The organism is Sebaldella sp. S0638, from assembly GCF_024158605.1.
In the GTDB taxonomy this organism is placed as follows: Bacteria; Fusobacteriota; Fusobacteriia; order Fusobacteriales; family Leptotrichiaceae; genus Sebaldella.
The window spans coordinates 1-13,029 of the sequence record NZ_JAMZGM010000011.1; the positions used below are offsets into that span (position 1 = coordinate 1).

Genomic DNA, 13,029 nt, shown 5'->3' on the forward strand with positions numbered 1-13,029 from the left:
ATCAAGGATCACAGTTTACTTCTTGTAATTTTTCTTTATTTTGTAAAAAAAATGGTATTGTTCAAAGTATGAGTAGAAAGGGAAATCCATGGGATAATGCTCCTATGGAGAGATATTTTAATACTTTAAAACAAGAACTTATTTATCTTAAAAATTACAAATCTAAAATGGATTTATATACTGATATAGAAGATTTCTCTTATGTCTGGTACAACAGAAAGAGACCTCATACTTTCAATGGGTTTATTACTCCTTACCAGGCTAGATTCAATTTCTTTGGATCCTAATGTTCCCATTTTGCTTGACCATTACATTGCATGTACAAATCTTTCAACTCTTTATTTCTTTGATTTAATACTTTTTCAATTAACTTATAGTTGCTATCATTTGAAAGACCTTTATTCATATTTTTAGTCATATTATTATAAAGTCTCTCATATTTTCCTGTTTTTAATTCTGTTTCAGTCCCGGCATAAATATTTGCCATTGAGCTCATCGCTAGAAGCATCATTAATTTTTTATTTTTCATTTTAATCTGACCTTTCAAATTTAAGTTTTCTTTATTCTTAGTTTTTATATTGAATCATAATTTCCAAATACAAATATGAATTTCTAATTCTTTCTATGTAAATATATATTAAGCCTTAAAACATTCAATTCATTTAGAAAATACTTTTTATTTCATTTTAAACTACTAATGGTTAACTAAGAATTTATTTTAAAATTTGTACCACCCCTGGAAAACTGTTAAAATGAAGTCAGTTTTATGTGTAGAACGATACTTTTTATTTTGAAATATATTATACTTTTATTCAATAAAATTGTCAACATTAAATTTATATATCAGTAAATTATGTTTCATTTCTTTTAAAAACAATTATCGAAGATTAATAAAGTTTATCGGCAATATAATAAATTATATATTTTTTTACTTTACAAAAGTTATTTTAATTTATAAAAAAAATCGTGTAAAATAATAAAATTTTACACGATTTTCTAAAATAAAGTTATTATAAACCTTATCTATACTCCTGTTTTCTGTCTGTATTCAGTTCATTAAAATAATCAACAGTGCAGATCAAAGTCAATTTCTTTTTATCCTAATATTAAATTATTCATCTAAGCCCTGAAATTCAACATAACTATCCCTGCTATAATTATTGCTATTCCTGCGAATCCTGTCATTGACGGAAAACTTCCGTGCAGAAGAAGTAACTCTCCTATCAGCGCAAAAATCAGTTCCGCTGCTTGTGTAGATTCCACCGCAGCAAGTTTTTTGTGATCTCCGCCGGCGAGCTTTGTTGCCTTAAAAAACAATGTAGTTCCTATAATTCCGGCAAAAACAGCTACTATCAACGATCCTTCCAGCTGTCCCGCCGAAGGATATCCCCTTTTAAAATAAGCAATTACCGATAAAAGAATCCATGTCGGCATTGTACAAAGTATCATACCAAATATTCTCTGTACAGTACTAAGATGATCACCGCAGATCTGAAGCATTTTTCTGTTTCCGAGAGGATACGCCGCTGTGGATATTATCATCGGAACCATAGTCAGCAGTATATCCTTTATATTAATCTCTTTTTCTCCGCTAAACTGAACCAAAATCACTCCTGCAAATATGAGAACAGCATAAATAACCTGCTTTACAGGAATTTTTTTACTGTCAGATGTAAACGGAGTCAGCAGAATTCCTGCAAGAATAGTCATCTGCCACAGACAGGCTATAAGCCATGACGGTCCGAACTGTGATGCAAAACATATAAAACTGTAAAAAACGGTAAATCCTACATTTCCCCACAAGAACCATGCACCGGCATTCAGTTTTATTTCTTTTATTACAGGCTTTATTTCTTTTTTTATACCAAGCCAGATAAAAAAGAAAATAAAAATAAAAAAATGCCTCAAAATGGCACTCCAAAGCCAATATCCGCCTTCTATCCCCATCTTTCTGTTCAGTATAAATGTTGTTGAAAAAAAGAACGCCGCCAATATCCCTAAAAACAGACTCATATTACTCTCCCTTATTATGTTTATTATTTTATTCATTATAACACAGAGATTAATATAATTAAATTTTTATTTTAAAAAGACAGATTGTTTTGTTTGATAAAACAACCTGTCTGAAAATTTTATTTTAACAGATATCCAGTTTTGCCTGTGTTTTTCTGCCAAGTATATTATTTACATAGTATTTTCTTAATTCCACTGCCAGAAGCGGTACTACAGAAAGTGCTACAGCTGTTATCCAGTGCCACACACTCATGTCCGTGAGACCAAATGTATTTGCCAGCGGCGGTATTGCAGCTGCGAGAAATACTATTCCGAATGAAAGCATTGCACACCAGAATAAAAGTTTGTTTGACATAAAACCTGTTTTAAATATTGATTCACTGCTTCTTACATTAAATATATGAACTACTGATGACCACCCCAGTATTACAAATGCCATTGTCTGTCCTATTTCATATGACGGTATCATTCCGCCGATTTCCACTTCACGCCCTATATAAAAACCAAGAAGTGTAATAATAGTGAATACAACTGCCTGTCCGGCTATTTTCTGTGCCAGACCGTTTGAAAATATACTGGCGTTTTTAGGTACAGGATCATTATCCATTGCACCTTCTTCTATTTTTTCCCTGCTGAGTGAAAAGCCCGGTATTCCGTCAGCCACTACGTTAATTAGCAGCAGCTGTACCGCTGTTACAGGTACTCCCCATCCAAGGGATATTGCTATAAGCATTATGAATATTTCGGAAATATTACAGCTTAACAAAAAGTATGTTGTTTTTCTTATATTTTCATAAACTCTTCTTCCTTCTGCCACTGCATCTACAATAGTAGCGAAGTTATCATCTGTCAGTATTACGTCCGCAGCATTTTTGGATACATCAGTACCTGTTATCCCCATTGCAGCCCCTACATCTGCCGCTTTTAATGCCGGTGCATCATTTACTCCGTCACCTGTCATTGCCACTACTTCTCCGTTTGCCTGCCATGCTTTTACTATACGTATTTTATCCTCAGGGCTTACTCTGGCATAAACAGAATAATCCCTTACATTTTTTATCAGTTCTTCTTCTGACATTTTTGATAATTCGCGTCCTGTAACTGCTTTTTCATTATCAGAAAGTATTCCAAGCTCACGAGCTATTGCAGAAGCTGTTACTATATGATCCCCGGTAATCATTACTGTTCTTATTCCTGCTTTTTTAGCAGCAGCTACTGCTTTTTTGCTCTCAGGTCTCGGAGGATCTATCATTCCCACAAGCCCGGCAAGAATAAGATCTTTTTCTAATTCTCCGGCAGTGAGATTTTCAGGCATTTCATCATAAGTCTTATATCCCACGGCAATTACTCTCAATGCCTCTCCTGCGAAATCGTCATGTATTTTTTGTGCCAGTCCGCATGATTCTGTGGTACAATCAGCAGCTATTCTGTCAAATGCCCCTTTTGTAATAGTAAAGTATTTATCCTTATATTTATGTACAGTTGTCATTAGTTTTCTGTCAGAATCAAAAGGAATTTCAAATAATCTAGGCCATTCTTCTGAAAGCTCGGATTTTTTTATTCCCTTTTCATCAAGCAGTCTTATAATTGCAGTTTCTGTAGGATCACCTATTATTTTTGTTTCATCACCTGAACTATCTGCTTCTGCATTACTTGCAAGAGCCAGCATTCCAAGAATTCTCATTTCTTCATCATGAAAATCTTCCTCTGCTTTTTTAGCTTTTGTATCTATAGTCCATATTTTTTTTATTGTCATACGGTTTTGTGTCAGTGTTCCTGTTTTATCCGAACATATTACCGAAGCACTTCCTAATGTTTCTACTGCTGGAATACGACGTATTATTGAATTTTTTCTTACCATATTCTGAACACCGCCTGCAAGTGTTATTGTTACTATAACCGGCAGTGTCTCAGGTACTGCCGCCACTGCCAGCGATACTGATGTCAGTAACATTGTCATCGGGCTGTCACCCTGTAAAAGACCTATTATAAATACCAGTATACCTGCTGCTATAGCAATAAAGCTCAGTTTTTTTCCAAGTTCCGACAATCTTATCTGCATAGGAGTTTTTAGTTTAGCTGTATTGTTCAGAAGACCTGCTATCTTCCCCATTTCCGTCTTCATACCTGTACTTACAACTATTGCTTTTGCCCTTCCGTTTGTTATTAGCGAACCGGAGAAAAGCATATTTAATCTGTCTCCCAATGCTGAATCTGCGTCAATGACTGCATCAGGGTCTTTTTCCACAGGTACGCTTTCACCTGTGAGCATAGATTCCTCTACTTTCAATGCGCTGCTTTCCAGTATTCTGGCATCGGCAGGAATTTTATCCCCCGCTTCCAATACCAGTATATCACCGGGAACCAATTCCACAGCATCTATTTCTTCAATTTTTCCATCTCTTATTATTTTAGTTGTATGATTATTCAATCTTTTTAAAGCCTCTAAAGCTTTCTCAGCATTACTTTCCTGTTTTATTCCCAAAACGGCATTTAATATCACTATTGCTATTATTACTGCCGGTTCTGCATACCCATGTCCTGATGTAACCGCAAGATAAAGTGAAATTATAGCTGCAAACAATAATATTATTGTTGTAACCTCTTTTAACTGATGAATTATTTTTTCAAAAACAGTTTCTCTCTTCTCTTCATCAAATTGATTTAAGCCGGCCATACCCTGTATTTCCTTTACTTTTTCGCCTGTTAATCCGGTTCTCACATTTGATCCAAGCAATTTTACTACATTTTCTCTGTTTTCTGTTACGTATTTCATATTTCACCTCTCATCTATAATTAATAATCTTTCTAATACATCTGCAAGATAATCTATCTCCACTTCGTCTTTTTTAGGATGCCCGTACATTTTATTTTTGACTTTGTCAGCTGCAAGAAATAAAATAACACTGTTTACTATATACGAAATAGCTTCTGAATCTTTATGTGTCATTTTCGGTGTCAGCAAATCATCCAGTTTATTTTCCACTGATTCTTTCAGATATTCTGGGATATTAGGTTCCACCAGTTCCAGTTCCTTGCTTCCCAGTTCTTTTATGGTAATCATCATATAATCCTCATATTTTTCATATATCTCCATGATAAATTCACTGGCTTTATGTATCAATTCTCTCTTAGTTCCTATGATTTCACTGAAAAAACAGTCTATTTCACCTTTTATTTTATCAGTCTCTTCCTGTAATGCCTCATGAATCAGTGTATCTTTGCATTTAAAATTTTTAAATACTGTGGTTTCATTAACCTCTGCCGACTCTGCTATTTTTTTCGTAGTTGTTCCTTTTATTCCTAAATTTGCCGCTAAGCGCAGTGTCGCTTTAATTATCTTTTCTTTTGAAGTCATTTTCTTCTCCTCCATCTTCAACAGCAAGTGCTTACTTGCTTTTTTATTTTAACAAAAAAATATAATTTCTACAAATTAATTTTTATTAATGTAACATTTCATATACAAACATACCCTTTAAACATTGGTATTCATTATATAAAAAAAATTCAATCATAAAAATACAATGTTATTTATACACTAAGATTTTTATGAATAAACAGCTTTTCTTTCTATTACATTTATTATTTTATATTAAATTATAATATTTTATACATATAAAAAACATAAGTAAGCAATATAGAAATTTATTAATTTTTTCTATGTAAATCAAAAGGCTGTGTTATTTTCATCACAGCCTTTTCTCTAATATTTCATTTTTTGTATTTTATAATAATTTTTCATATAACTCTTTTCTTGGACTTGGAATTACAGTGGAATATACAAGGACTCCCATTTCTTTTCCCAGATCATTCCCGGCTTTTACCGCTTCATTTACTGCACCCACATCACCTGTAAATGTCACAAAAGACTTTCCGCCTATTGCAAATCCCAGCCTTACTTCTATCAGCTGTACATTAGCAGCTTTTACTGCTGCATCTGCCCCGTTTACAGCTGTAGTTACATCATAATATTCCAGAACACCAAGAGCACCCAGCTCGTCAAGTTCTGTTGTCCCGCTAATTGCCCTGACTACTTCGGGATGAACCCTTGATATCACGAGTTCATTTACTACTGTTTCCTGACCTGCTTCTACACCGGCTTTAACGGAAGATTCTACTGCGGCAATATCTCCTGAAACCATTGCTATAAATTTTCCGGGACATATAGTATTAGCCCTCATAAGTTCCACTTCTCCTGCTTTCATCATTACATCTGATGCTTCTATACCTCTGGCTATGCTGTTAAACTCTATCATACCAATTGTCAACACTACTTTTCACCTCTCTATACCATTCCGTCAATTTCTATATACAATTTCTCAATCTTAGATACAACTCCGTTTATACTGGCATGTATATTTGCTCCGAACTCATCTCTTCCCACTTCAGCTATTCTCTGACCTTCTATTACCCTGTCTCCTTCTTTTACCAAAGGCACAGCAGGTTTTCCTATATGCTGCGAGAGAAATATTCTTACTTTATCAGCTTTCAGTTCCTGAAGATCAGATATCTTATTATTATAATACTTGCTTAAATTAAGCCTTGCAATCAGTCTGTTTACAGGGATCTTTCGATAATCTCTCATTTCATCCGCCGCAGGTATTTCTTTGTCCCCTGTGTAACGCACTCCTTTTTCCCTGAATACGCCTTTTAGATACGTATTGGTAGATTTCGGAGAAATTCCCATAGGACAGGCAAATAATTCACATACATTACATTCACAGCATATCAAAGCTTCCATCAGGACTTCCTCGTCCTCTTCTCCCATTCCCATTGCCCTCATTACCCTGTGAGGTCTTAATTTATGACCTATCAAATATCTCGGACACATATCAGTACACATTCTGCACTGAATACACGCTGCACGGCTTTCATTCAGAATATGTGCCACGGGTCTTTCTTTTCTCTTTATTACATAGTGGTCTTCCGGAAGTATTATCAACGCACCTGTTGTTTTTATCACTGCCTTCTCTGCCAGTTCTTCCTTATGAACTATTTTCCCCATCATCGGACCGCCTTCTATTATGGCATAGTTCTTTATTTTTGTCCCTCCGGCTCTTTTTATGCATTCTTCAAAAGGAGTTCCTATAGGCACTTCTAGCATAATAGGATTATTTACTTCTCCCAGAACAGAAACATATTTCTTTGTTACAGGTTTTTCTTCTATTGCTTCATAGACATTAATAACCGTCCCTACATTCGAAACAACTGCATCCACATCCAGCGGAATCCCACCTGCGGGTATAGACTTTCCGGTAATATCCTTTACCATTATCTGTTCATCCCCGGCAGGGTAAAAATTTTCCATCAAAAACAGTTCAACTCTTGAATCCAGTTCTATTATTGTGTCGCTAAGTTTCTTAATTTCGGCTTTATATTTCTTTTTTAAACCAAGAACCACTCTGTCAGCTTTTAGATTTCCGGCAATTATTTCCATACCTTTTATGAGTTCATAAGTTTTATCCCTCATCAAAAACTTGTCTACCTCCAACAGCGGCTCACACTCTGCACCATTTACAATAAAAGTCCCTACCTCTTTTGTCATTTTCATATGTGTGGGAAATCCAGCTCCGCCGGCCCCTACCACTCCCGCATTGTAAACAGCATCTAAAAAATTCATCTTATCACCTACTCTTTATCCTCCGTTTTTTGATTTTTTTACTCACTAACTAAATTTTACCTCATACTTTTACAAATGTCCATATTTTTACTGTAATAATTTTACTTTGATTATAATAACAATTTTACTTTTAGCCTTTATTTAGTGCTTTTTTTGTAATTTCACAAGCATTTTCCCAGCTTTTTCATATCCGTTTTCCAAAGCCATTTTATAATATTTCTCTGATTTTTCATAATTTCTTTGTATATAATAAAGAGCACCGAGATTATACATTGCTGAAGCACATCCTTTTTCCAATGCTTTCATAAAACAGTCTTCCGCTTTGCCGTAATCTTTCAGTATGATATACAACGCTCCAAGCCCGCTGAAAGCACCTGTATCCTCTTCTTCCGCCGCTATTTCAAAGCATCTTTCGGATTCCTTGTATCTTTTTTGCTTCAAATATAAAAACCCCAGATTTTTCAGTGCTTCTATACTTCTGTTTTTTCTTATCTCCTGCATATATTTTTTTTCCCTGAAATTATCTGTTATTTTTTTTACCACGGGAATGACAACTATTATCATAAAAAAAGCTGGTATTAGTATTGTTTTTATAATCAACAGTCTTCTCCTTTTATTTATTTTTATAAATTTTATCGTTTTAAACTCTCCCTGAATTATTCGGAATTTTATTATACTCTTCTGTTTTTATGTATTTTAAATTAGGTAAGTATCATTTATTTTCCGCATAACACAATATTGTAAATACAAATTTTTCAATTCCTTATTTTGCTTTAAAAATCAAAGCTTTTATTTTCCATACTTTTATCTTGAATTGTAAATATTCTGAACGATAAAATTAATTTTACACCTGATATTACTTATAAAAATAATATTTATATGATTTTTTTACTTTTGATAATGCATTTATTTTTTTGTAAAGCCATTATACTAAAATCAAAAAAATAAATCAACTGTATAATTCTTTTTTACTATTCTTCACTTTTTTTTAATCATTAATTTCCATCTCCAAATTTTTGTATTACTTCTGGTACTTAATTATTATAAATAAAAAAGAGCAGATATGTCTGATATACTCATATTTGCTCTTTATATTTTATAAGGAAGTTACTATTTCATATTTCCTGCTATTTCTGAAGCTAGTTTTGCGTTATTATATACAAGCTGGATATTTGCCTCAAGGCTTTTTCCTTTAGTAATTTCTTTTATTTTAGCAAGAAGGAACGGTGTACTTTCTTTTCCTTTTATTCCGTTTGCTTCTGCTTCTTTTACTGCTTCCTCTATTGACTTGCTTATTTCGTTATAGTCCATTGAGTATTCCACAGGAATCGGATTTGCTATTACTACTCCTCCGTTTAATCCCATTTCCCATTTTGCAGTTATTATATCTGCCAGTTCTTTTGGACTGTCTATTTTGTAATCAAGGTCAAATTCGCTCTCTCTTGTGAAGAATGCAGGAAGTTTTTTAGTTTGATATCCTAATACTGGTACTCCGTGAGTTTCAAGGTATTCCAGAGTTAATCCAAGGTCAAGGATAGATTTTGCACCGGCACATATTACTGCTACATTTGTATTTGATAATTCCTCAAGGTCAGCTGAAATATCCATTGTTGTTTCTGCTCCTCTATGCACTCCTCCGATTCCTCCTGTAGCGAATACTTTTATTCCTGCCATTTCAGAGATTATCATTGTAGTTGCTACTGTTGTTGCTCCGTTTAATTTATTTGCCACGATGTAAGGAAGATCTCTTCTGCTTACTTTTATGATTTTGCTTCCTTCTTTTCCTAAAAATTCTATTTCTTCAGGAGATAATCCCACTTTTAATTTCCCGTTTAATATTGCTATTGTTGCCGGTATTGCACCTGCTTCTCTTATTACTTTTTCTACTTTCAAAGCTGTTTCATAATTCTGTGGAAATGGCATTCCGTGCGATATAATTGTTGACTCCAGAGCTACCACAGGTTTGTTGTTTTCCAGTGCTTCTTTCACTTCTTTACTTACTTCAAGGTACTTCATAAAATTTTTCATAGTTTCATCTCCTTAATTTTATTCTCTATGTTTTCTACTGATATTTTATCACTTATTGTATTTTCATCAAGAATAGTGAGTATACTTGCTCCTATTCCGAATTTTGCCGCTTCATCTATGTCTTTCCCCATAAATTCCGCATGTGCTATTCCTGCTACGAAGGCATCTCCTCCGCCTGTTACATTTACAGGTGTTACTTTAGGATTTTTTATTATTCCTTTTTTCTTATCGTTTATATAGTATACTCCGTCACTTCCAAGAGTTATAAATATATTTTTTATGCCGGCTTCAAGGAAAAACTTTCCTGCTCTGTCAAGATCAGAATCAGAATTTATTTTTATTCCTGAAAGCAGTTCTGCCTCTATTTTGTTCGGCTTTATTGTATGAAATCTTCCGATTATGTCTTTTACCTTCTCTGATTTCTTTGTAGATACTGTATCAAGCATTATTTTTGTTTTTGCATTGTAGTTCGTAATGTAATTAATAGTTTCTGTTTCCAGATTCGTATCTACTATTATTATTTCCGCACCTTCTATCTTTTTGTTTCTTGCTTTCAGATATTCAGGCTTCAGCTTTTTGAATATCTCCATTGAAGATATGGCTACATTCATTTCACCGTTAGAATCCAGAATAGAAAGATAAATAGAAGTCTCTTCATTTTCCAGAATCAGTGAATCACTTACGTCAATATCCAGTTTTGTCAGATGATCCTTTATCTTTTCACCATAAAGGTCGTTTCCGAATACTGTTATAAATTTAGTATTTATATCCAGTCTGGCTACATTTTCTGCTATATTTTTCCCGACTCCGCCGAATGAAACACCTACATATCCGGGATTAGAATCATGTGCTCTCAGTTCACTTCTGGAAAAACCCTGTATATCTACATTGGTTCCCCCGATTACCATAATATAAGGACTTTCATTAATTATATATCCTTTTCCGAGTATAATTCCTTTTTTCATTATATTACTTATATGTACAGCTACAGAAGTTCTCGTTATTCCTATTTTTTTTGCTATCTCTTCCTGAGATATCATGGGATTTTCCCTTATGAGATGTAATATCTCCCTTTCTCTTTCTGTCATCTCTATCACCTAAACATAAATTAGTTTTTTAAACTTATATTTAGGATATCATTTTTTTATTTATATGTCAAGAATTTTTTTCAATAAAAAAATCACTGCATTTCTGACAGAAAATTCATCAGATAATACAGTGATCATATTTATTTATGGAAGCTGAAATGTGGAAATCAGCTCCAGCTTTTTATTTTCAAGCGTAAAGAGATAGTATGTCCCGCCCTCAAACATGTCGTCATATACACTTACCACTACTACAAAATGCGGTTTATCAATTCCTTCGTAAATAGTGCCTTCTACATCATTGGTATCCAGAAATCTTCCGGTTACATCCAGATATTCATCCCCGAATTCCCCGTTTTTTTCCAATATACGTTCTTCTACATTAGTTATCTTATTTGTATTAGGATCTACTTTTAATTCACCTATGGAATAAAAAGTGTACGAATCCTTATTTTTCAGGTCTTTTGCCAGATCATTACTGTTTTTCCAGATTACTTCCTTTGTATTCCCGTCTGTTAACGGATAAGAAATATACTTTGATATTGCTGCTGCATCCTTATTTTTTACTGCTTTCTGGAATTCCGCAAACTGTTTCAAAACTTCTTTTTTATCAGTTTCGCTGAAAGTTTCCGAATAAATTCCAATGCTAAAAATTAAAAATAATAAAAATAAAACTTTTTTCATAAAACACCGCTTTCTTTTGATTTTTTTTATTTATTGTTTTTACGATAATTTATAATTTGTTTATTATGGAAGCTGAAGAAAAGATATTAATTTCAGCTTGTTATCTTTTAGTGTAAAAATATAATAACTCGATCCGTCTACCATATCATCATAAAGTGATACTGTAACCACGAAAAGATCATCACTTTTTGAAGCTCCTGAAGTACCGTAATAAAATTCAGCTTCATCAGCAGCAGGAGTGAGAAATTGTCCCGTTACATCCAAGAATGTATCTCCGCCTTCCGGACTCTTACTAATCAGTCTCTCTTCCACATTATCTATCTGTCCTGTTTCCGGATTCACTTTCAGTTCATCTATATGAAAAAACACATAACTTTCCGGATCTTTAAATTCTTTTATAAACTCACTGCTGTTCTTCCAGATTACACTTTTAGTATTTCCGTCTTTCAGCGGATAAGCCACATATGCTGAAAGAGAATTTCCATTTTTCTTTTTAAATGCACTCTGAAGTTCCGAAAACTGTTTCAAAACCTCTTTTTTATCAGTTTCAGAAAAAGACTTTGAATATATACCCATGCTAAAAATCAATAGTAATAAAAATAATATTTTTTTCATAAAACACCATCTTTCTTTATAATAGTTTTAAATTATTAATTCAGTCTAGCATTTTATCAAACTAGTGTCAAGCTTGAATTCAGCTGTAAGAATGTAGTTTTGAGCATTATTGTTTTTGAATTTCTATATCAAGCTATTCAATATGACAGAACAAATTCTAATACATAATCACAGGCTCAGGAGGGGGAACAAAATCAGCGGGTTTTTCCCCGTCTAATATTTTTTTATAGTTATAGACATATCTTTTATCTTTGGCATATCCGTAATTTCCCAATACCTGAAATGTTTTTACATCAGCTTTTTCCAAAATTCCACCCGAAACATAAACATGGTTTTTATCCTTTGCAAAAATCCCGTTTAATATCTGAAATGTGGCAGATTCTGCTTTTTTAACCTCTCTTTTGTTATAATAAACCTTATTTTTATCACGTCCGTATTCATCATTCAGACATTCAAACGTAACAGCATCTGCACCTGACATTACTTCTCCCCAAAAATAAACACTGTTTTTATCTTTGGAATATTTGTTATTAAAAGCTGTAAAAGTCACCGGATCTGCATTCTTCAGTATTTCAGCACCAAAAAACACATGATTCCTGTCTTTGCTGTAACTGTTGCCCAGCGTTACAAAACTGTGAACATCGGCATTATCTATTATCCTGTTGCTTATGTACACCTTATCCTTACTTTTCCCAAAAAAATCTCCTATAACGATAAAATCGCCGGGATTAAGATTTTCTATGACTTTTCCTTCAAAGTAAACAGCATTCTTATCTTTGGCGTATCTTTCATTCAAAATTTCAAATGTTTCCATATCCATTCCGGCCAGTTCAATATAAGTATAAAACACTCTGTCACCGCTTATTCTATAGCCGGAAGGATATCTTAATTCCTGAAATGCACATAACATAACTCCTGTTATTAGAAAAATTATTATCTTTTTCATATATCCGACACTCCTTTTTTATATTTTGTATTATAACA

The 13,029-nt window shown here is 33.4% G+C and carries 13 protein-coding genes; 1 reads left to right on the forward strand and 12 read right to left on the reverse strand.

Annotated features, from left to right (window positions below; all coding sequences use genetic code 11):
• Window positions 1-287: integrase core domain-containing protein (locus NK213_RS04895; RefSeq protein ID WP_253347303.1), on the forward strand; the 287-nt coding region annotated here is incomplete at its 5' end.
• Here NK213_RS04895 and NK213_RS04900 read toward each other — a convergent pair.
• The 12 genes from NK213_RS04900 to NK213_RS04955 all read right to left on the reverse strand — a co-directional run bounded on the left by NK213_RS04900 (window position 284) and on the right by NK213_RS04955 (window position 12,991).
• Window positions 284-529, reverse strand: a complete 246-nt coding sequence (locus NK213_RS04900) for a hypothetical protein (RefSeq protein ID WP_253347305.1) — start codon at window positions 527-529, stop codon at window positions 284-286. The two genes, NK213_RS04895 and NK213_RS04900, sit on opposite strands and share 4 nt — an antisense overlap.
• Window positions 530-1,119: 590 nt before the next feature.
• Window positions 1,120-2,013, reverse strand: a complete 894-nt coding sequence (locus NK213_RS04905; protein ID WP_253347307.1) for a multidrug resistance efflux transporter family protein — start codon at window positions 2,011-2,013, stop codon at window positions 1,120-1,122.
• A 124-nt stretch (window positions 2,014-2,137) separates the two neighbouring features.
• The gene (locus tag NK213_RS04910) at window positions 2,138-4,789 is read right to left on the reverse strand and encodes a cation-translocating P-type ATPase (protein WP_253347309.1); all 2,652 of its coding nucleotides are present in this window, start codon (window positions 4,787-4,789) and stop codon (window positions 2,138-2,140) included.
• Window positions 4,790-4,792: 3 nt separating this feature from the next.
• A complete protein-coding gene (locus NK213_RS04915; protein ID WP_253347311.1) occupies window positions 4,793-5,371 on the reverse strand; it encodes a TetR/AcrR family transcriptional regulator in 579 nt (192 codons plus the stop codon).
• A 367-nt stretch (window positions 5,372-5,738) separates the two neighbouring features.
• The gene (locus NK213_RS04920; RefSeq protein WP_253347313.1) at window positions 5,739-6,284 is read right to left on the reverse strand and encodes a BMC domain-containing protein; all 546 of its coding nucleotides are present in this window, start codon (window positions 6,282-6,284) and stop codon (window positions 5,739-5,741) included.
• A 14-nt stretch (window positions 6,285-6,298) separates the two neighbouring features.
• Entirely contained in the window at window positions 6,299-7,633 is a 1,335-nt protein-coding gene (locus tag NK213_RS04925; protein ID WP_253347315.1) for a 4Fe-4S dicluster domain-containing protein, read from the reverse strand.
• A 141-nt stretch (window positions 7,634-7,774) separates the two neighbouring features.
• Window positions 7,775-8,233, reverse strand: coding sequence for a tetratricopeptide repeat protein (locus NK213_RS04930; protein ID WP_253347317.1), 459 nt, complete (start codon window positions 8,231-8,233; stop codon window positions 7,775-7,777).
• A gap of 510 nt (window positions 8,234-8,743) precedes the next feature.
• Entirely contained in the window at window positions 8,744-9,661 is a 918-nt protein-coding gene (locus NK213_RS04935; RefSeq protein WP_253347318.1) for a pseudouridine-5'-phosphate glycosidase, read from the reverse strand.
• Window positions 9,658-10,749 (reverse strand): carbohydrate kinase, encoded by a 1,092-nt coding sequence (locus NK213_RS04940; protein ID WP_253347320.1) that lies wholly within the window; start codon window positions 10,747-10,749, stop codon window positions 9,658-9,660. Before NK213_RS04940 ends, NK213_RS04935 begins: the two co-directional genes overlap by 4 nt.
• Window positions 10,750-10,893: 144 nt before the next feature.
• Window positions 10,894-11,430, reverse strand: a complete 537-nt coding sequence (locus tag NK213_RS04945) for a hypothetical protein (RefSeq protein WP_253347322.1) — start codon at window positions 11,428-11,430, stop codon at window positions 10,894-10,896.
• A 63-nt stretch (window positions 11,431-11,493) separates the two neighbouring features.
• A complete protein-coding gene (locus NK213_RS04950; RefSeq protein ID WP_253347323.1) occupies window positions 11,494-12,045 on the reverse strand; it encodes a hypothetical protein in 552 nt (183 codons plus the stop codon).
• Between the two features lie 157 nt (window positions 12,046-12,202).
• The gene (locus tag NK213_RS04955) at window positions 12,203-12,991 is read right to left on the reverse strand and encodes a DKNYY domain-containing protein (protein WP_253347324.1); all 789 of its coding nucleotides are present in this window, start codon (window positions 12,989-12,991) and stop codon (window positions 12,203-12,205) included.
• Window positions 12,992-13,029 lie beyond the last annotated feature (38 nt).